The organism is Riemerella anatipestifer (assembly GCF_035666175.1).
Taxonomy (GTDB): domain Bacteria; phylum Bacteroidota; class Bacteroidia; order Flavobacteriales; family Weeksellaceae; genus Riemerella; species Riemerella anatipestifer_D.
Genome location: NZ_CP142016.1, coordinates 681,952 through 701,665 on the forward strand (window position 1 = coordinate 681,952; position 19,714 = coordinate 701,665).

At 34.5% G+C, this 19,714-nt stretch carries 18 protein-coding genes and 1 riboswitch; of the genes, 7 read left to right on the forward strand and 11 right to left on the reverse strand.

Annotated elements, in window-relative coordinates; all coding sequences use genetic code 11:
* Positions 1-47: 47 nt before the first annotated feature.
* Positions 48-152: riboswitch (SAM riboswitch) on the forward strand.
* A gap of 60 nt (positions 153-212) precedes the next feature.
* The 4 genes from VIX88_RS03475 to VIX88_RS03490 all read left to right on the forward strand — a co-directional run bounded on the left by VIX88_RS03475 (position 213) and on the right by VIX88_RS03490 (position 5,380).
* On the forward strand, positions 213-1,151 hold the full coding sequence (locus tag VIX88_RS03475) for an alpha/beta fold hydrolase (RefSeq protein WP_214192566.1): 939 nt from the start codon (positions 213-215) through the stop codon (positions 1,149-1,151).
* A 21-nt stretch (positions 1,152-1,172) separates the two neighbouring features.
* Positions 1,173-2,711, forward strand: coding sequence for an ACT domain-containing protein (locus VIX88_RS03480; RefSeq protein ID WP_064970280.1), 1,539 nt, complete (start codon positions 1,173-1,175; stop codon positions 2,709-2,711).
* 12 nt (positions 2,712-2,723) lie between these two features.
* The gene (locus VIX88_RS03485; protein ID WP_064970281.1) at positions 2,724-3,881 is read left to right on the forward strand and encodes a trans-sulfuration enzyme family protein; all 1,158 of its coding nucleotides are present in this window, start codon (positions 2,724-2,726) and stop codon (positions 3,879-3,881) included.
* Between the two features lie 587 nt (positions 3,882-4,468).
* A complete protein-coding gene (locus VIX88_RS03490; protein ID WP_237190400.1) occupies positions 4,469-5,380 on the forward strand; it encodes a hypothetical protein in 912 nt (303 codons plus the stop codon).
* Here the strand turns inward: VIX88_RS03490 and VIX88_RS03495 are convergent.
* A complete protein-coding gene (locus VIX88_RS03495; protein ID WP_127919818.1) occupies positions 5,373-6,251 on the reverse strand; it encodes an IS982-like element ISRa1 family transposase in 879 nt (292 codons plus the stop codon). The genes VIX88_RS03490 and VIX88_RS03495 overlap by 8 nt on opposite strands.
* Before the next feature lie 246 nt (positions 6,252-6,497).
* On the opposite strand from VIX88_RS03495, the gene VIX88_RS03500 reads away from it, so the two are divergent.
* The 3 genes from VIX88_RS03500 to VIX88_RS03510 all read left to right on the forward strand — a co-directional run bounded on the left by VIX88_RS03500 (position 6,498) and on the right by VIX88_RS03510 (position 9,048).
* On the forward strand, positions 6,498-7,376 hold the full coding sequence (locus VIX88_RS03500; protein ID WP_214193991.1) for an IS982-like element ISRa1 family transposase: 879 nt from the start codon (positions 6,498-6,500) through the stop codon (positions 7,374-7,376).
* A 305-nt stretch (positions 7,377-7,681) separates the two neighbouring features.
* Positions 7,682-8,221, forward strand: a complete 540-nt coding sequence (locus tag VIX88_RS03505; protein ID WP_127919824.1) for a hypothetical protein — start codon at positions 7,682-7,684, stop codon at positions 8,219-8,221.
* A gap of 5 nt (positions 8,222-8,226) precedes the next feature.
* On the forward strand, positions 8,227-9,048 hold the full coding sequence (locus VIX88_RS03510; RefSeq protein ID WP_127919825.1) for a hypothetical protein: 822 nt from the start codon (positions 8,227-8,229) through the stop codon (positions 9,046-9,048).
* Between the two features lie 74 nt (positions 9,049-9,122).
* On the opposite strand, the gene VIX88_RS03515 is transcribed toward VIX88_RS03510, so the two are convergent.
* The 10 genes from VIX88_RS03515 to VIX88_RS03560 form a co-directional block, all read right to left on the reverse strand.
* Positions 9,123-9,842 carry a carbonic anhydrase family protein gene (locus tag VIX88_RS03515; protein WP_064970488.1) on the reverse strand — a complete coding sequence of 240 codons (720 nt, stop codon included), beginning with the start codon at positions 9,840-9,842 and terminating at the stop codon, positions 9,123-9,125.
* 132 nt (positions 9,843-9,974) lie between these two features.
* Positions 9,975-10,163 carry a hypothetical protein gene (locus tag VIX88_RS03520; RefSeq protein WP_064970487.1) on the reverse strand — a complete coding sequence of 63 codons (189 nt, stop codon included), beginning with the start codon at positions 10,161-10,163 and terminating at the stop codon, positions 9,975-9,977.
* A gap of 176 nt (positions 10,164-10,339) precedes the next feature.
* A complete protein-coding gene (locus VIX88_RS03525; protein ID WP_064970486.1) occupies positions 10,340-10,993 on the reverse strand; it encodes a DUF2490 domain-containing protein in 654 nt (217 codons plus the stop codon).
* A gap of 92 nt (positions 10,994-11,085) precedes the next feature.
* Complete coding sequence (gene lpdA, locus VIX88_RS03530; RefSeq protein ID WP_064970485.1) at positions 11,086-12,471, reverse strand: dihydrolipoyl dehydrogenase; 1,386 nt, start codon at positions 12,469-12,471, stop codon at positions 11,086-11,088.
* 157 nt (positions 12,472-12,628) lie between these two features.
* Positions 12,629-13,927 carry an ABC transporter permease gene (locus VIX88_RS03535; RefSeq protein ID WP_064970484.1) on the reverse strand — a complete coding sequence of 433 codons (1,299 nt, stop codon included), beginning with the start codon at positions 13,925-13,927 and terminating at the stop codon, positions 12,629-12,631.
* Between the two features lie 6 nt (positions 13,928-13,933).
* Positions 13,934-14,839 (reverse strand): ABC transporter ATP-binding protein, encoded by a 906-nt coding sequence (locus VIX88_RS03540; RefSeq protein ID WP_064970483.1) that lies wholly within the window; start codon positions 14,837-14,839, stop codon positions 13,934-13,936.
* A 111-nt stretch (positions 14,840-14,950) separates the two neighbouring features.
* Entirely contained in the window at positions 14,951-16,066 is a 1,116-nt protein-coding gene (dnaJ, locus tag VIX88_RS03545; protein WP_064970482.1) for a molecular chaperone DnaJ, read from the reverse strand.
* A 50-nt stretch (positions 16,067-16,116) separates the two neighbouring features.
* Positions 16,117-16,668, reverse strand: coding sequence for a nucleotide exchange factor GrpE (locus VIX88_RS03550; RefSeq protein ID WP_064970481.1), 552 nt, complete (start codon positions 16,666-16,668; stop codon positions 16,117-16,119).
* A gap of 86 nt (positions 16,669-16,754) precedes the next feature.
* Positions 16,755-18,089 carry an Nramp family divalent metal transporter gene (locus VIX88_RS03555; RefSeq protein WP_064970480.1) on the reverse strand — a complete coding sequence of 445 codons (1,335 nt, stop codon included), beginning with the start codon at positions 18,087-18,089 and terminating at the stop codon, positions 16,755-16,757.
* A 117-nt stretch (positions 18,090-18,206) separates the two neighbouring features.
* Positions 18,207-19,643 carry an OmpP1/FadL family transporter gene (locus VIX88_RS03560; RefSeq protein ID WP_064970479.1) on the reverse strand — a complete coding sequence of 479 codons (1,437 nt, stop codon included), beginning with the start codon at positions 19,641-19,643 and terminating at the stop codon, positions 18,207-18,209.
* Positions 19,644-19,714 lie beyond the last annotated feature (71 nt).

Here is a 19,714-nt window from a genome sequence, read left to right on the forward strand (position 1 = left end):
AAAATAGTCTATCTTTGCTCTGTATTAGTTCGTTGAAAAACTAGGAAATGTTATCAAGAAAGGTGGAGGGAATAGACCCTGCGAAACCTTGGCAACCCTTCCTCATGGAAGAAGGTGCTAAATTCTACCAAAGTTTTTTGGATAGATAACATCAAGAAAATACCTCTTATTTCTTGGCAACATTTCAGTTATTTAAAATTTATAATAAAAGAATGTTGCATCACCTCAAAATTAAAGACTATTTAACAACTACTGGATATAGTACCGATATCTCACTTAGCTATGAGTTATTTGGGCAGCCTTTACATACAGCTCCTGTTGTACTCATCAATCATGCTCTAACGGGAAACTCTAATGTCGCAGGAACAAAAGGCTGGTGGCAAGATTTGGTAGGAGCAGAAAAAACTATTGACACCAACAAACTCTCGGTAATCTGTTTTAATATCCCTGGTAATGGTTATAATGATTTCTTTATTGATAATCCACAAGCCTTTACTACTCAAGATGTGGCTCAGCTATTCCTTTTAGGGTTAGAACAACTTAAAATTAAACAGTTAGACTATCTTATAGGTGGCTCCATTGGTGGTGCTATAGGTTGGGAAATGCTCAATCTTAATAAAAACTTATCCAAAGTATTTGTACCTGTAGCCTCGGATTTTAAAACAACCGATTGGCTGAATGCCCAATGTTTAGTCCAGAAATACCTCCTAGAAAATAGTGAAAAACCGCTACAAAAAGCGAGAACTCATGCAATGCTTTGCTATAGAACTCCCTTTTCACTCAATAAAAGATTTAAAAGGCAAAAAGGAGACGATACTGACCTACTGCAATCTCACGAATGGCTCAATTTCCACGGTGAAAGCCTTAATGAAAGGTTTACTCTAAAGGCTTATTTACTAATGAACCATCTGCTAACCACCATTGCGGTTGATGAGTCTTCGTTAGCTGAAATAAAAACAGAATTCCATTTGGTATCAGTAGATAGTGATTTATTTTTCCCTGCTTTTGAGATTGAAGAAACCTATCAACTTTTAAAAACCAATAATGCTAATGCCCACTACCACGAAATAAAATCGGTACACGGACACGATGCCTTCCTTATGGAATATGAACAAATGAAACATATATTCAAATCAATTATTAAATATTAAATCAACTTTAAAAATTATATTATGCCTAATCAAGAAAACCTCAATATATATCCAAACAAAGCCATCATCAATTTTGAAGGCAAGGACTTTCTAGGTCAAATAGGGATAGACTCTCGTATATTTAACGCTCTTAATAGAGCCAACATTAGCGTTGGCGTTATCTCTCAACAGGCGATAGAAAATGGCATCTCTGTACTCGTAGACGAAAGCAACGCCGAAGATGCAGTACAATGCCTAAAAGAAGAGTTTAAAAATGAAATTAACCAAGGGATTGTAAGCCAGATTTACAGTGTAGATGGCATTACTGTGATTGGTCTGGTAACGCCTGATTTCAACAAAATACTTACCGAACTCCAGCGTAACAAAATTTTCCCGTTACTTCTTAACCAAGTGGCTTCGGCGGGGCGTGTAAACATTGTAGTAGCGACCAACCAAGCCGAAAAAACCAAAAACATTATAGAAACCGAACTTTATGGCAAACCTAAAGCCGTACATTTAGTATTGTTTGGGCATGGTAATGTGGGTGGTACTTTGATAGAACAAATCTTAGATTCTGCTTATGATATTTTGCAACGAAAGAGAATAGACCTTAAAATCGTAGCAATAGCAAACTCTAAAAATATTGTGTTTAACAAAGGAGGCTTCGGAAGCGATTGGCGACAGAAAGTGAGATTTGCTAATACCCAAAATACTTTGGAAGATTTATTTCAATTCGTAAAAGAACATCAGTTTGAAAATCTAATTGCTGTGGACAATACCGCTAGTAAAGACTTTGTAAAAAACTATCTAGAACTAGCGGAACAAGGCTTCGATTTGGTTTCTTCCAACAAAATTTACAACACTCTTCCGATTGGGGAATATAAAAAATTAAGACGTACCCTAGAGAAAAACAAAAAGAAATACCTCTACGAAACCAATGTAGGAGCAGGGTTACCATTGATAGATACTATTAAGCTCCTTCATCTTTCTGGCGAAGATATTACACGTATTAAAGGGGTATTTTCAGGGTCGCTTAGTTATATATTTAATAATTTTTCGGTAAGAGGAGATGTCTTTTCTACCATCATTAAAGAAGCTATGGAAAAAGGCTTTACCGAGCCTGACCCAAGGGAAGACCTTTCAGGAAATGATGTAGCGAGAAAACTACTAATCTTAGCACGAGAACTAGACTTAGTAAATGAATTTGAGGACATCAATATCCAAAACCTCATTCCTGAAAACCTTTCTGATATTAGTAAAGAAGATTTTATTTCTAGACTCAATGAGCTAGATGACACCTACCAAAAGATTAAGGACAACCAAGAAACAGGCTATGTTCTGCGTTATGTAGGTGATTTGCACGGCAACCTAAGAGAAGACAAAGGTGTACTTGATGTAAAACTTGTTTCAGTACCTGCCCATTCAGCGTTAGGACAACTCAAAGGCTCTGACTCTATCTTTGAAGTCTATACCGAAAGCTACGGCGAAAACCCTATCGTTATTATGGGTGCTGGTGCTGGTGCTAAAGTAACTGCTAGAGGCGTCTTTGGTGATATTTTAAGACTAAGTGAAACTAAATAACAACTTTATAATATGAAAAACTTTGAAACCCAAGCCATCAGAAACCAAATTGCTAGGACTGATTTTCAGGAGCATTCAGTGCCGTTGTATCTTACCTCTAGCTTTGTTTTTGAAGATGCCGAACAGATGCGTGCTGCCTTTGCAGAAGAGGTAGAACATAACATCTACAGCCGTTACAGTAACCCTAACACCAATGAGTTTACTGAAAAGATAGTACAAATGGAAGGTGCCGAAGCAGGATATGCCTTTGCTTCGGGTATGGCGGCTGTTTTTGCCTCGTTTAATGCTTTGCTTAAACCTAACGACCATATTTTGAGTTGCCAGTCGGTGTTTGGTTCTACACACTATTTATTTAAGACTCATTTCCCGAAATGGAATGTAGAAACCACTTACTTTAAAGCTGACGAAGTAGAGCTAGAAAAATATCTAAAACCTAATACTCGTTTTCTCTATTTAGAAACACCTACTAACCCTGCTATTGAAATTTTGGATTTAGAGTTTTTTGGCAACTTTGCTAAAAAGCACAATCTTATTTTTGTAGTAGATAACTGTTTTGCTACTCCTTATTTACAGCAACCTATCACTTACGGAGCCGACCTAGTCATACATTCTGCTACCAAAATGATAGACGGACAAGGGCGTGTGTTAGGTGGTATTGTGGTTGGAAAAAAAGAACTGATTAGAGAAATCTATCTCTTCTCTAGGAATACAGGACCGTCTTTGTCTCCGTTTAATGCGTGGGTGCTTAGTAAAAGTTTAGAAACTTTAGCTGTTCGTTTAGAGAAACATTGCGAAAACGCTCTAGCAGTTGCAGAGTTCCTAGAACAACACCCTAAAGTCTCTTTAGTTAAGTATCCTTTTCTACCCTCACACCCAAGCTACGAAATCGCCAAAAAACAAATGAAACACGGCGGCAATATTGTGGCATTTGAAGTTAAAGGTGGTATTGAAGGAGGTAGAAACTTCCTTAACAAGATAAAGTTATGCTCACTTTCGCCTAACTTGGGAGATACTAGAACTATTGTAACCCACCCTGCCTCTACCACCCATTCTAAACTCACCGAAGAAGACCGCCTAGAAGTAGGCATTACCCCAGGATTGGTGCGTTGTAGTATAGGGTTAGAAAATGTAGAAGACATCATTTCTGATTTAAAACAAGCCTTAGATTAAACCCATATTTAACCTAAAAGCCTAAGAAAAACTCTTAGGCTTTTTTGCACTAAATAGTGCTTATCTAAAAAATATAAGACTAAAAACTTGCATACTTCTACAAAAGGTTATAAGTTTGCTTCAGTTTTATGACACACGATACCAACCACATACAAACAAATGTAAAAAAGTACCTGAATTATTTGGCTGTTCCAAATAATTTTGTAAACACACACAGATAGTTACCTGCGTATGCGTTTTATTATCTAGAAAATTACTTCAACTTTTATCGTTAATTGTAAATATAGTTCTACCAACTTTCGTTGGCGGATTTTTGCGTTTATACCATTCTAATTTTAGCTTTCATAAATATAGGCTAAAAGCACCATTGTTTTGTCTTAAAACATGGTCGTTTTTGTTAGGTGCTTTTAGCATTCAGAGAGGGAGTTTTTACTTTCTTTCTGCCTTAGCCTTTCCTCTCGTTTTTTGTGTGTTTAGAGGGGGAAGGCGTTTTTTATATCAGAGCTTAGAGGTGAGATATTAGAACCTAGTATTACCTCAACCCTTAAGTCTAAAATCTAAATATTAACAATTTTAAATTAAATATTATGAAAACAAAGACTACAAAATTAAGTGTGTTAGCCTTTTTAGGTTTAGGGCTAGTGGTTTACGGACAAGATTATAGTGGTAAGGTCGGAATTAACATTGATAAACCCAATGCGACCTTAGAGATTAAAGGAAAGTCAGACAATACGGATAAGACTTTGGAAGGATTGATAATCCCAAATGTGAGTAAAAATAAAGCTCACCTAATGACAACCAATACAGAGATGCCACTTAAAGAATCTACTCTGGTGTATGTTAATGATTTAACGATGACAAATGCTGCAACTCCTGCTGTTGTAGATATTACAGAAAAAGGTTACTACTTTTGGAATGGAACGAAGTGGGTAAAGAGTGCAGGGAGTACGAATGGCGAGATTTGGCAAAAACAAGCTAATGGTAATGTAAAGTTGACAGATGCTGATATTCCTAATAATGTTTATTATAAGCCAAATGGAGGTTATGTATTAACTCCTATTAACACAGTTGAAACAAAATCTTTTGATAAGAGTACAGAGCAATATTATCTTAGTTCAGACCCTAATTCCCCCTCTAATGCGACAATTCCAGGTCAATATACTCAGAGATATTCTCAAGAAAGTAATCAAGCACAAAATATTGTTACAGATTCAACAACTTTCTTTTATAATAAAGTAACAGACTTTACATTAGATCAAAACACACCTCCTTCATTAACAGCTGTATATGTTAATGGAATACATGCATCTATAGATAATTTAAACACAAAAGATTATTCAAATATAACATTAAATAGGAATATCTTTAATCATAATGGTAAAGGGAATGTTCAGTTTTTAGCATCAAATGCATCGAGTTTATTAATTTCACCTGAATCAAAATTTAATAGAGCATATACTAACCGAAATATATTAGAACTCGTTGTGCATTTTAAATAATACTGATTTTTAGATGATTTAATTTTCTTTGGAAGATAAATTTATTGATATATTGAATAACCGTTGCGGCGGTTATTTTACTGATTATCCTTGTTTTAAAGCCTTCAAAAGTTTTAGCATTGTTTCTTTTAATCATAAATTGGTCGCAAAGTTGAGAGAAAAATGTCTCAATTCGTTTTCGCTTTTTCTTGTACAATGAAAATTGAGGAATATAATCTTTCTGATTACTTCTCATTGGTGTATCTAATTTAATATTAGCATAGTTAAATAAATCTATTTGAACTTTTGCTGATAAATAGCCTCTATCTCCAATTAAAGTACAGTTTCGCATTTGCTCACCAATATCTTTTAAATAGTGGATGTCGTGAACGGATGCAGGGCTTATATCAAAATTCTTAATCACACCATTTAAAGAACATACTGCGTGTAGTTTATAGCCATAGAAATATAATTTCTGTGAAGCACAATAACCATATGTTGGTGAAGAATAGGATTGCTCTTTACAAATTTTTGAACGAGTAGAACGAGCGTTTTCACAAACTTTCATTGGCATGCTATCAACGATAAAAATATCTTCAAACTCATTGAACTCCATCGAAATACGCTGTCTAATTTGCTCTGTTTGTAGGGATAGTCTTCGTTTTCGCTTATTGTAAACACTTCTTTCAATTTTGTTTATCAGAGAGTTTGGCAATTTTCTAAAGAACTGTAATTCGCTATCAATACTCAAGTATTCAGCAGTAATATTAAGACTTATGACTTCTAAATCGCTCATTTTAGGTGTTCTTCTCTGATAACTAATCAGTTGATTTTCTGAAAAAAGTCCTAAAACTTCCAAAATTCTTTCATATATTTGCTCTATGTTGTTCATTTATATCGTTTTATAGCAAAAACAATATACTTATTTTCAGTCTAATAAACAACTCTTGTTTTTTTCATTTCATAATGCACAACGGGGTTGTTTTACTTATCCTACACTTTCTCTACTTTCTTACTTTTTTCTCTCTTCGGCTTATTTTATACCGATATAACCCGTTGTGCATTATGAAATGAAAAAAACAAGAGTTGTTTATTAGACTGAAAATAAGTATATTGTTTTTGCTATAAAACGGTATAAATGAACAACATAGAGCAAATATATGAAAGAATTTTGGAAGTTTTAGGACTTTTTTCAGAAAATCAACTGATTAGTTATCAGAGAAGAACACCTAAAATGAGCGATTTAGAAGTCATAAGTCTTAATATTACTGCTGAATACTTGAGTATTGATAGCGAATTACAGTTCTTTAGAAAATTGCCAAACTCTCTGATAAACAAAATTGAAAGAAGTGTTTACAATAAGCGAAAACGAAGACTATCCCTACAAACAGAGCAAATTAGACAGCGTATTTCGATGGAGTTCAATGAGTTTGAAGATATTTTTATCGTTGATAGCATGCCAATGAAAGTTTGTGAAAACGCTCGTTCTACTCGTTCAAAAATTTGTAAAGAGCAATCCTATTCTTCACCAACATATGGTTATTGTGCTTCACAGAAATTATATTTCTATGGCTATAAACTACACGCAGTATGTTCTTTAAATGGTGTGATTAAGAATTTTGATATAAGCCCTGCATCCGTTCACGACATCCACTATTTAAAAGATAGTGGTGAGCAAATGCGAAACTGTACTTTAATTGGAGATAGAGGCTATTTATCAGCAAAAGTTCAAATAGATTTATTTAACTATGCTAATATTAAATTAGATACACCAATGAGAAGTAATCAGAAAGATTATATTCCTCAATTTTCATTGTACAAGAAAAAGCGAAAACGAATTGAGACATTTTTCTCTCAACTTTGCGACCAATTTATGATTAAAAGAAACTATGCTAAAACTTTTGAAGGCTTTAAAACAAGGATAATCAGTAAAATAACCGCCGCAACGGTTATTCAATATATCAATAAATTTATCTTCCAAAGAAAATTAAATCATCTAAAAATCAGTATTATTTAAAATGCACAACGAGTATATCAAATATTGTTATAGGAGCTTTAACCATAACAGCAATTCAAGCACAAAATGTAGGAATTAACACACCTACACCAGACCCATCTGCTATACTAGAGGTTTATAGTACATCAAAAGGAGTTAATTTTCCTCATGTTTATCTTAATAGTAGAACAGATAAAACAACTATCACTAACCCAGAAGAGTCTCTTATTGTTTTTAATACAAATCCTAATCTTATTGGAAAGGAAGGATATTATTACTGGAGTGGCGAAATGTGGGAATTTCTATTTAGTGGAAAAAATAAAGATGTGTTAGATCATTTAACCAAGTACTATAGCCATATTAACGATGCCTCGACTACTTTTTCAGCATCAACAGCATTTAAAGGTATTAAAGATCACGTTATAGGCGAAACTCTTTCTAGTGAGTGGACTGTTATTTCTGCTCCTTCCAGTACGATTACAATTGATAGGAATACAAATCAAAATTTATTCACCTACTCAGGAGTTATGCATGTTAGTAACTCTAGCGCTCTTATAGGAACAACATTTGATACCTCCTTTGGCTTTTTTATAAATGATAAGTTAGTAGCAATTAAGCCGTATGTATTTAACCTATCACAAACTTGTGCTTATGATGTTTTTAACTTCTATTTTGCATCAGAAAATTTACCTGTGGGAGTCCATAGTGTAAAAGTAGCTGTAAGACACAGAACGAACAGTACTGGCTCCACTAGTTTTAATATAGTTTACGGAGGAAAGAATCCTTCATGTACCAATCTGTTTAATGATGAATCAGTAAAGCTATCTACAACTATATTTATTTCGCAACCTATCGACAAATTATAACAGAAATGACAAAATTATTTAAAATCATAAGTATTAACACTAGTCTAATATCAAGTCTAATGTTTTCTCAAAACAATGGGGTACTAATTACAGAGATGAACTCAGGAATTACAGAGCCTAATGCAAGTGCCCAGCTACACCTTCATAGCGATAACAAAGGGTTTTTATACCCTAGAGTACCCCTAAATAGCGATACCGACGCTACTACAGTAAACACTCCTCAAAATGGAGTAACTGTTTTTAATTCAAGAGAAAATAGAATTAATTTTTGGTATGATGGGAGGTGGTATATTAATTATTTACTGGAAGATGCTAAGAACATTATTCCTAGCACACTAAATAAAACAGCTCTTTCTACAAACACCACTATAGTAGGCACATTTCCTTCTGCTCCAGAAGAATTCCATTTTGGAGATTCTACTAGTGGATGGACACCTACAAATGTTAATACCAATTTCAATATTACAAATACTACAAACTCTACTTATTTTATTGTGGAAGGAATGACATCTATAAACAACACTTTTGCTGCCACTAATTTTGGGTTTGCGGTTGCTGTATTTATAGATGGAAAACTAGTTACTGTGAGAGAGTTTTTTGAACCTGCATCAGGTAGATGCAGTTGGAAAAAATTTAATCTTTCGGGAATATTAAAAGATCAAAGTGTCGGAGCTCATACTATGGAAGTTTATGTCAGAAACCTACAAAGAAGTTCTTCAAACTATACTCAAATCGCTTATGGAGGAGCTTCTACAGGATGTACTAATGTTAACCAAGTATCGGGTAAAATTTATTTAACCACTCAGATATCAGAAATTAGACAATAAAGGAATTGTGTATCATATTAAAGCCGTTTCAAAAAATTTTGAAACGGCTTTTTAACTTAATGCTAGTGCCTTTACTATAAGAAATCTATTTTACCTGTATCCATATCGTATATCCCCCCTACTATTTTTATTTCACCCTTATCTTCCATTTCTTTAAGTATTGGGCTATTTTTTCTAATCTGCTCTATGGTATGTTCTACATTACTTTGACAAACCTTGTGCACATATTCTTCATTTTTAGAAGATTTTTCGCCTTGATAAGTTGTTTTTTTTACAGCAGGTTTTATCTTACTCAACATTGCAGTGATATTACCCAACTCTAAATTATCAATAGCCGATTTAACAGCTCCACAATGCTCATGCCCTAGTACCATAATTACTTTAGCTCCTGCTACTTTACAGCCAAATTCCATGTTTCCTAGCAAATCTTCGTTTACAAAATTCCCGGCTACTCTCCCTACAAAAATATCACCTATCCCTCTATCAAAAACATCTTCTACTGGAACACGACTATCCAAACAAGACAATACCACTGCTTGTGGGTACTGCCCTTTTACACTTTTTCTTACCTGTGCTGAGTGGTCTCTTTTGGTTAAATCGTTATTCATAAACCTTGCATTACCCTCTTTAAAACTTTGGATAATCTGATCTGGAGTAAGAGCATCTCTCTGCTCTTTGGTAAGTACATCTTGTACTAAAACATCTTCTGGTTTAAGCTGCTGCTTAGAGTTTTTATCACACGACACAAAAGCAAATGCCATTGCTAATACATAAATTAGACTAATATTTTTCATTATTTTGATATTAAAATTGTTATTTTTTTAGATTTATTATCCCTATTAGGAATAACTGTTTTTTAGATTTATTTCTAGATAATATCAACAAAAAGATATATCTGCGAAATAATTTTTCAGGTACAATATCTATTAAACTTCGGGATAAGGAAAATGTTTATCCATAAAGAATAAAGACCTATGCTCTTTGTAAGAAAATAGCTTCTTTTTAAAGGTGTTTGCTAAAATCTTTTGATACTTCAAAGTACCATGACCTTTAAGAAACATTTTAATATCATCTTCATCCTCAGAAATAAACCTCTTCTTCTTTATCTTCTTCAAGAATAACCGTATTAGTATATGTTTCGCTCAATTCCAAAAAACCAGCCACACTTAGAAATGCTAGAAAATTAAGAAAAATTAAAAAACTTATGACACTAAAATACCTCATACGATGTAACACATGAGGCAAATATAATAATTTTTATTTAGAATACTTCAAATATTTAAACAGGCGCTTAAAAGTTAAAAAATGTAATCAAATTTAATTGATTTCTAGACACAGCACTCGTGGACTGATTCATCACCCCAATTTCGGTTCGCACATTTTTAGAAAATCTATATCCTAAACCACCATAAAGCCTGTTTCTATCAAATATATTATTTTCAGTATTTATAAATATCTCATTATAGGCAGATAAATAGACTGCTTTGTCCATCATTTGCTTTTTGTTCAGAGCCACATTAAGACCTATAAAATAACGCAGCCTCAACCTAAAATCTTTCTCAAAAAACCGTTGCTCAAACCTATATCTGTGCTGCAAAGATACCGCTCCAAAAGTCTGCCTTGTGATAAACTGCTGGTAAATACGATGCTCGTTAAAACTAGTCTTAGTATCGCTATTTGCCAAATAAGGTTCACTGTAAATAAATGCCGCACCTAGCAAAATATTATTATTGTTTTCGGTAAGATTATAGCCAAGCCCTGTTCTAATGAGTAACTGCTCTGTATCTCCTATGAAGTTAAAATTTCTATATTGTACCTCGTGATGCCAATTCCATCTATTGTCAATCTTTTTATCTCCAAAATAGATAAACCAATTTCCTAAATCATTGGTTTGAGAAAACACAACCGCAGGTAACAAAAGAATAAAAATAAATATCGCTCTCATCTATAAATTTATATTATAATACAAAAACAAAACACCTCACTAGACTTATTGCATCTAGGAGGTGTTATCTTATAACTAAAGTTTTACTATAATTAGATATGTATCACCTCACCATAAGCTGCTGCTACGGCTTCCATAACCGCTTCTGACAATGTAGGATGCGGGTGAACGGATTTTAAAATCTCGTGTCCTGTAGTTTCTAATTTTCTAGCCACTACAGCCTCTGCTATCATTTCGGTAACACCATTACCTATCATATGACAACCCAACCACTCACCATATTTAGCATCAAAAATCACTTTTACAAAACCATCTGTATCTCCGTTTGCAGTCGCTTTTCCACTCGCTGAGAATGGGAATTTCCCAACCTTAATATCATAGCCTTTTTCTTTGGCTTGTTTTTCGGTAAGACCTACTGATGCTATTTCAGGAAGGCAATAAGTACACCCTGGAATATTACCATAATCTATAATTTCTGTATGTAATCCTTTGATTTTTTCCACACAAGTAATTCCTTCCGCAGAAGCCACATGAGCCAAGGCTTGAGTAGGAATAATATCTCCTATCGCATAATAACCTGGTACTGAAGTTTGGTACCATTCATTTACTAAAACTCTGCCTTTATCTGTTTTAATTCCAACTTCTTCTAGTCCTATATTTTCAATATTAGCCGTAATACCAACTGCTGAAAGTACCACATCAGCCTCTAATATTACATTACCTTTAGCTGTTTTTACATTAGCTTTAACGCCGTTACCAGAAGTATCCACAGATTCTACGGAAGCGTTAGTCATTACCTCTATACCTGCTTTCTTGAGAGATTTTTCTAAATGTTTAGAAACCTCCTCGTCCTCCACAGGTACGATGTTTGGCATAAACTCTACAATAGTTACTTTAGTCCCCATAGTAGCGTAGAAATATGCAAACTCTACTCCGATAGCTCCAGAACCTACTACTATCATAGATTTAGGCTGCTCTGGTAAAGAAAGTGCTTGTCTATACCCAATTACTTTTTTGCCGTCTTGAGGAAGGTTTGGAAGCTCTCTAGAACGAGCTCCTGTTGCCAAGATGATGTGCTCTGCAGAATATTCTTTTGTAGCACCATCTTTTTCCACTAAAACTTTTTTACCTTTTTGAACTTTAGCAGTACCGAATATAACATCTATCTTATTCTTTTTCATAAGGAACTCTATTCCTTTGCTCATCTTACTCGCCACCCCACGGCTTCTCTGAATTACATTAGGAAATTCAAAACTAGCTTCTACTTTATTAAGACCGAAATCTTCTGCATGGTTGATGTACTTAAACACTTGTGCAGATTTCAATAATGCCTTTGTAGGAATACACCCCCAGTTAAGGCAGATACCTCCTAAGTTTTCTTTTTCTACAATAGCTGTTTTGAAACCTAATTGTGCTGCTCTAATGGCTGTTACATAACCACCAGGACCACTCCCTATAACTATAATATCGTAATTCATTGATTAAAAATTTAGTGCGAATTTACAAAAAATTATTGATATTAAAATTTCTAAAAAAATACACTCCCACACCTCATTCATTTCAAATATTAACTTTAAACAAAAAGCCGAAAGAAAAAATATTCTCTCGGCTTTTTATAATAATTACTCCCAATACTTACGAATGTCTAATCCACTTCCAAAGTTCTTTTAGAGTTGCTTTATTACCGTGCATTAGTATGCCTACACGGTATATTTTTGCAGCAATAAAGACCATCAGTAATGTAGTAATAAATAATAACGCAACCGACAATACCAACTCCCAAATAGGCACTCCAAAGGGTATCCTTGCAATCATAGCTACAGGAGAAGTTAACGGAATCATAGAAAGCCAAAAGCCCATAGGTCCATCTGGATTATTCATAATAGAAATGCTACCATAAAGCCCCAACATCAACGGAATGGTTACAAATAAAGTAAACTGTTGAGTTTCGGTATCGTTATCTACCGCAGAACCGATAGCAGCATAGATAGAACTATAAAAAATATAACCTAAAAGGAAAAACACAAGGAACACCCCAATAATAAGCCCATAATTGAGTTCCAACAAAGTATGAGATATATGAGCCACTACCTCCTGTATATTTTCCATTTGTTCCAAAGTGTTTCCAGTAGACATTGGGCTAAAACTTTGATTAAAAAACACTGCCGCTGTTACCGCCATACCTATCCATATAACAAATTGGGTAAGTGCCACTAAAGTAACCCCTAAGATTTTACCCATCATTAAATCAAACGGTTTAACCGAAGAAATAATAATCTCTACCACACGATTATTTTTTTCCTCTAAAACACTACGCATCACCCTTACACCATAAATCAAAATAAACATAAAAGTAGCGTACATCAATAACATACTCAAACCAGACTTTACACCAAACGCAAGGCTATCGTCTTGCTGATGATTATCTAAAACATTGGTGGTTTTAAGTTCAAAAGATTTATCTAAGTCGTTCACTTGAGTTTCGGTGATTCCAAGTGCTTTTATTTTTTCTTTCTTAATGACTTCCGACATAGAAGATGCCAAGGCTTTCCTTACATCAAATCCTATTTTTTTATTTACCAATAACTGAGTTTGATTCTGTAAAGTTTCATAATCTTGCCCTTGCATAGGAGGAATAATCAACACTCCATCAATAGCTTCAGAAGTCTTTAATCCTTCCTTCAAAGATGCTTCGGTGTTAGGAGATGCATACACAAGGGAAACATCTTGTGGAGCTTTCATTCGGTTTTCAAACACGCCACTTTTGTCTATGACAGAAAACTGATATTCCGTTTCGTTAGCTTTAAACATCAATCCTATAACAGCCCCGAAAGCTATCATTAAAATTGGGGCTAGCAAAGTGAGTACAATAAAAGATTTCTTTTTAACCTGAGTAAGAAATTCTCTTTTGGTTATGATAATAATATTTTTCATACGATATTAGTTTTGTACAGCAGTAATGAACACTTCGTTCATACTAGGTATTTTCTCATTAAAACTTCTAATGCTTCCTAGCGGCATTAGTTTTGACAACAACTGATTTTGTTCGCCTTGATATTTTAAATTAAAACTAATAAGTCCGTCTTTTTCTTGCCAATCAGAAGGCGAAAATTCCAATTTAAAGCTTTCCAACAATTCAGAATTAGGGTGAGCGAGTACAACTTCGTAAACATTTTGTTTGAAACGCTCTCTTACTTCAAACACTTTTCCGTCTAAGATTTTTTTTGAATGATTAACCAACGCTACATAATCACACATTTCTTCCACACTTTCCATTCTATGTGTAGAAAGTATGATGGTTGTCCCATTATTTTTAAGATTGATGATTTGGTCTTTAATGAGATTAGCATTTACAGGGTCAAATCCAGAGAAAGGCTCGTCTAAAATAAGTAATTTAGGGCGGTGCAATACCGTTACCACAAACTGTATTTTCTGTGCCATACCTTTGGAAAGTTCTGAGAGTTTCTTTTTCCACCATTGGTCTATGTTTAGGCGTTCAAACCAATACTTAGCTTGAGTAAGTGCCTCATTTTTAGACATACCTTTAAGCTCCCCAAAATAGAGAATTTGGTCGCCCACCGTCATATTTTTATAAAGACCTCTTTCCTCTGGCATATAACCAATAATCTTGATATGATGCGGACTTAAAATTTCGTTATCTATAAAAACTTTACCACTATCCGCTTGAGTAATCTGATTGATGATTCTGATAAAAGAAGTCTTGCCTGCTCCGTTAGGTCCTAGCAGACCGTAGATGCTTCCCGTAGGAACTTCTATACTAAAGTCCGACAAAGCTACTTTTCTGCCTGCATCATAGGTTTTTGTAATATGTTCTGCTCTAAGCATTTTTATATTTTTATTTTAGTTAGTACAAAGAAAAGCGTTTTTGTTACAATTATCCTAATCGCTCATAAAAAAAGAGACTTTTAAAAGTCTCTTTTTATCATTATTATAATTCTAGTTAAACAAATCTCTCACCTTATCAAAGAATGTTTTTTCTTTCCCTGAAGGTTCGGCTTTCATTTCGCCGCTGTTCAGTTGTTTTTCAAAAAACTCTTTTTGTTCTTTTGTAAGGTTTTGTGGTGTCCATACATTGATGTGCACAAACATATCTCCCCTACCATAACTGTCTATGCTAGGGAGCCCTTTACCCGCAAGTCGTAAAATCTTACCTGATTGTGTACCTGCATCTACCTTTATTTTAACTTTACCACCTACTACTGAGATTTCTTTAGAAGTACCCAACGCTGCTTCTGCGAAAGAAATATATAACTCTTGGTGAAGGTTATCTCCTTCCCTCTTGATGTTTGCATCTTCCTCTTCCTCTACCACCACAAGCAAATCCCCTGGTGTTCCACCGAAAGGAGCATCATTACCTTTACCTCTTACACTTAGTTGTATGCCATCTCTAGCTCCAGCTGGAATGTTAATACTCACTTCCTCGTCAGCCTTAATAAGCCCTTGAGCATTAGCTCCCGCTGGTATTTTATCTGCTACCTTACCGATACCATTACACGCCCCACAAGTGGTTTGCGTTTGCATTTGTCCAAACATTGTGTTCATCACTTTCATTTGGACACCATTACCGTTACAAGTAGGACAAGTCTTAGAAGTTACCCCAGGGGCCAATTTCATTTTTTTGATTTTGATGGTTTTCTGAGTTCCATTCATCATCTCTTCTAGGCTTAGCTTGATACGAACCCTAAGGTTAGTACCTCTAACTTCCTGCCTTCTAGCTCCACCACCGAAGCCACCAAAATGACCTCCAAAGATATCTCCAAACTGACTGAAAATATCTTCCATATTCATACCGCCACCGAAACCTCCTCCACCAAAGCCTCCGCTACCACCTACTCCCGCATGACCGTATTGGTCGTATCTAGCTCTTTTATTCTCATCGCTGAGAACTTCGTAGGCTTCCGCTGCTTCTTTAAATTTTTCTTCAGCTTCTTTATCTCCTGGGTTTTTATCTGGGTGATATTTAAGTGCTTGTCTTCGGTAGGCTTTTTTAATAGCGTCTGCCGTAGCGTTTTTTTCTACCCCTAATATCTCGTAGTAATCTCTTTTTGACATTCTTTATTTTAATTTTATAATAAATGAAAGTTTCATTTATAATGTAAGATTTATTGTCCTGTAACTACTTTAGCGAATCTAATTACTCTATCGTGTAGCATATATCCAGACTCTATTACATCTACAATTTTACCTTTTAAATCTTCGGTAGGAGCTGGTATTTGGGTAATAGCTTCGTGGAAATCTACATTAAATTCGTCTCCCGCATTTACTTCTATAGGCTTTAATCCTTTTTCTATCAGTTTATTTTTAAACTTCTGATAGATAAGCTCTACTCCTTTTAAATCTTCTTCCTTCCCTGTTTTCGCTATTTCTTTTAAAGCTCTTTCAAAATCATCTAGAATGGCAAGCATACTCACCATCATATCCTGATTAGCATATTGGAAAAACTCCATTCGCTCTTTAGAAGTTCTTTTTTTATAGTTTTCAAACTCAGCATATAGACGAATGTAACGGTCTTTCTCCTCTGCCAAAAGTTCTTCCGTTGTAGGTTCTTTTGTCAGATTTTCTTCGTTGTCTATATTTATATTTTGAGTTTCTTCACTTGTATTTTCTTCGGAAACATTAAGTTTTTCTTCGTGCAAATCTTTATTCTCTTCCATTTTTTATTGGTTTTATTGCAGGGATATTGTCAAAGATATTGCCAAATTAAGATTTAGGACAAATTGACAGACCAAAAAAGCCGTCTCTAACCTATTTCGGTATAAACCAAATAAACATTAAGTATAATAATAATAAAACTAATGATGATAGCAGCGTACTTCAAAAAACCTTGATTAGCAAATGCTCCCATCTTGAGCTTGTTATTAGTCAGCATTACCAACGGCACCACTGCAAAACTCAACTGTAAAGAAAGTATAACTTGACTTAATATTAAAAGGTCAGTAGTTCCTTTTTTACCATAGATAATAGCAACTACCAACGCTGGTATTACAGCTATCAATCTTGTAATCAATCGTCTTAACCAAGGTTTTAATTTAATATTGAGAAAACCCTCCATTACAATCTGCCCAGCCAAAGTGCCTGTAAGGGTTGAGTTTTGTCCAGAAGCCAACAAAGCTATCGCAAACACAATACTGGCGAGGCTCGTTCCTAAAATTGGAGACAAAAGTTGATGAGCGTCTGTAATGTCAGCAACATCTTGATAGCCTGTGTGATGAAATGCCGCCGATGAAACAATAAGTATAGCCGCATTGATAAAAAATGCTAACAACAAAGAAATATTACTATCCAAAGTAGCAAATTTAATAGCTTCCCTCTTCCCCTTATCATCTCTAGAATAGTTTCTGGTCTGTACAATACTACTATGCAAATACAAGTTATGAGGCATTACAGTAGCTCCTAAAATACCTATTGCTATGTAGAGCATACTTGGATTAAATACAATTTCTTTCTGTGGAACTAAACCTTTCAAAATAGGAAACCACTCAGGATTACTTACCACTATTTCGTATAAAAAACAAAAGAAAATAATTGCTATCAAACCACCCACGACACTTTCTAGCCATCTAAAACCTTTAGCTTGAAGTATCAAAATTATAAAAACATCTATCACAGTAATAGCTATCCCAACAGTAAGTGGTAACCCAAACAAAAGATTAAGTGCTATGGCTGCACCTATCACTTCCGCAAGGTCTGTAGCCGCAATGGCTATTTCAGCAAAAATCCAAAGTAGAAAATTAACAGGTCGAGAGTAACTATCTCTACAAGCTTGAGCCAAATCTCTTTCGGCAACAATACCTAACTTTAAAGACAAGTGTTGTAATAACATAGCAAAAAGATTAGATATAAGAATTACTGATAGTAAAGTATATCCAAACTTAGCACCGCCTGCAATACCTGTTGCCCAGTTGCCTGGGTCCATATAGCCTACCGCTACCATAAGCCCTGGACCTACAAACGCTAAAAATTTCTTCCAAAAACCTGCATCTTTAGGTATCTCAATACTAGAAAACGATTCTGACAAAGAATTACCAGAACGCTCTTTTTTCCACATTCTATCTTTGAAGTATTTTTTCATCATTCAAACAAAAGTTAGATAAACCTAACAAAATTATAAAAAATATCTAATCCAGCAAAAAAATAAGAGACTACTCAATTATAAGTAGCCTCTCAATTTCTATTTAAATGTAACTTTTTTTTAAAATCTCCAACCAACAGTAAACACAAAGTTATTTCTCACTGTTTTAGCATCAGAAACAATACTTCCTTTATAAGCTACACCATCTCCTTCGTTAAATACACTATCGTTCACAGGAGAAGCATACTCTCCTGCAAAAAATGGATTAGCAAACTTAGAACTTGCATTCTGATAGGCTGCATCTACATAGAAAGATTTAAAATTATATCCTAGTCCCACACCTAAAGTCTGTCTATTTGAAAGATATAAATTACTAAATGTTCTATCAGAATATAAATTATTTGTTGGATCAATAACACTCAAAGACGAAGTAGAGAAAGGATTAGATTGATATGCATAACCTCCTCTAAATCTCCAGTTATCTAACCTGTATTCTGCACCCAATCTTAACTCAGAAGTATTAGAATACACTTTGTTAAAAAACTCATTTAATTGCTTCTCTGCATCTCCCTGTACATTATACTGAGGTTTTGTAACACCTAAAGTATAATCCACATTTACTGCAAAATTCTTGTTAGCTATATAAGCACCACTCAGAGTAGCTTTCATTGGAGTACTCAACCTTCTATTCTCATTGCCCAAAGCCGTTCCCATAACTCCATTATTATCAAATCCATAATAGTTATAAGCCCTCTCTATATTCCACCAAGTAGGAGACTCTAATGCTAAACCTACACGAAAGTTTTTATCTATTTTACCTATAACCCCTGCTGAAATTGCTACCCCTCCAGAAGATTCTTGAAAAGGAGTATCTTGTTTTTGGTATAGCCCCTTAGTACCTGCTGTTTGAGACTGCATTCTAAAAAAATCTCCTTGCTCTATATTTGCCGAATGGAAGTGCACTCCACCACCTACATACCACTTATGGTCGTAATTACCACCAAATGCGAAGGATAATTTTGAAGTATGCCCTACTCTATTATAAGCATGCCCATCGTAAAGTAGTAAGTCCGTTTGCGAATTACCATTATTATCTGTATAATCTATAGCCTCATTTATAGCGTGATTTTCAGGAGTTCTGATATAGCTATCAATATCCTTAGCACTATAATTAAACCCTAGGTTAATAAACTTCCACTTAGAATTATTACTAGTTTGCATTACAACAACCCCTCCTAAATTACCTAGATTAGTCTTTTTATAAACCTCATCATAAGATTTATTTGCTAGAGTTGAGGTATTTTTATTTCCCAAAGCATTAAGCGTTCCAGAAAATTCACCCACAATATTAACAGCTATACCTGCAGGGTTAACATTTATAGAAGAAGCATCTCCTCCCATTGCTCCCATTGCTCCTGCCATACCCATATATTTTGCAGAACCATTGGGTTGTGTATCAGAATAAACATCTACCGTATTCCTGATTACAGACACATCTTGAGAGTAAAATAAAGCCCCAACAGACAGCCCTAATATTGAAAATATTTTCTTATTCATTATCTTATTTTTATTTTTTAGTATTCAATTAAATTATCTAAAACCCGTTGTGCATTATGAAATGAAAAAAA

What these genes read in the sequence shown, in the direction of transcription:
- VIX88_RS03510 (WP_127919825.1), top strand. Translation starts at nt 8,227, where the DNA reads ATGACAAAATTATTTAAAATCATAAGTATTAACACTAGTCTAATATCA.
- VIX88_RS03560 (WP_064970479.1), bottom strand. Translation starts at nt 19,643, where the DNA reads ATGAATAAGAAAATATTTTCAATATTAGGGCTGTCTGTTGGGGCTTTA.
- VIX88_RS03490 (WP_237190400.1), top strand. Translation starts at nt 4,469, where the DNA reads ATGAAAACAAAGACTACAAAATTAAGTGTGTTAGCCTTTTTAGGTTTA.
- VIX88_RS03555 (WP_064970480.1), bottom strand. Translation starts at nt 18,089, where the DNA reads ATGATGAAAAAATACTTCAAAGATAGAATGTGGAAAAAAGAGCGTTCT.
- VIX88_RS03500 (WP_214193991.1), top strand. Translation starts at nt 6,498, where the DNA reads ATGAACAACATAGAGCAAATATATGAAAGAATTTTGGAAGTTTTAGGA.
- VIX88_RS03535 (WP_064970484.1), bottom strand. Translation starts at nt 13,927, where the DNA reads ATGAAAAATATTATTATCATAACCAAAAGAGAATTTCTTACTCAGGTT.
- VIX88_RS03480 (WP_064970280.1), top strand. Translation starts at nt 1,173, where the DNA reads ATGCCTAATCAAGAAAACCTCAATATATATCCAAACAAAGCCATCATC.
- lpdA (WP_064970485.1), bottom strand. Translation starts at nt 12,471, where the DNA reads ATGAATTACGATATTATAGTTATAGGGAGTGGTCCTGGTGGTTATGTA.
- VIX88_RS03525 (WP_064970486.1), bottom strand. Translation starts at nt 10,993, where the DNA reads ATGAGAGCGATATTTATTTTTATTCTTTTGTTACCTGCGGTTGTGTTT.
- VIX88_RS03485 (WP_064970281.1), top strand. Translation starts at nt 2,724, where the DNA reads ATGAAAAACTTTGAAACCCAAGCCATCAGAAACCAAATTGCTAGGACT.
- VIX88_RS03475 (WP_214192566.1), top strand. Translation starts at nt 213, where the DNA reads ATGTTGCATCACCTCAAAATTAAAGACTATTTAACAACTACTGGATAT.
- VIX88_RS03550 (WP_064970481.1), bottom strand. Translation starts at nt 16,668, where the DNA reads ATGGAAGAGAATAAAGATTTGCACGAAGAAAAACTTAATGTTTCCGAA.
- VIX88_RS03495 (WP_127919818.1), bottom strand. Translation starts at nt 6,251, where the DNA reads ATGAACAACATAGAGCAAATATATGAAAGAATTTTGGAAGTTTTAGGA.
- VIX88_RS03540 (WP_064970483.1), bottom strand. Translation starts at nt 14,839, where the DNA reads ATGCTTAGAGCAGAACATATTACAAAAACCTATGATGCAGGCAGAAAA.
- VIX88_RS03515 (WP_064970488.1), bottom strand. Translation starts at nt 9,842, where the DNA reads ATGAAAAATATTAGTCTAATTTATGTATTAGCAATGGCATTTGCTTTT.
- dnaJ (WP_064970482.1), bottom strand. Translation starts at nt 16,066, where the DNA reads ATGTCAAAAAGAGATTACTACGAGATATTAGGGGTAGAAAAAAACGCT.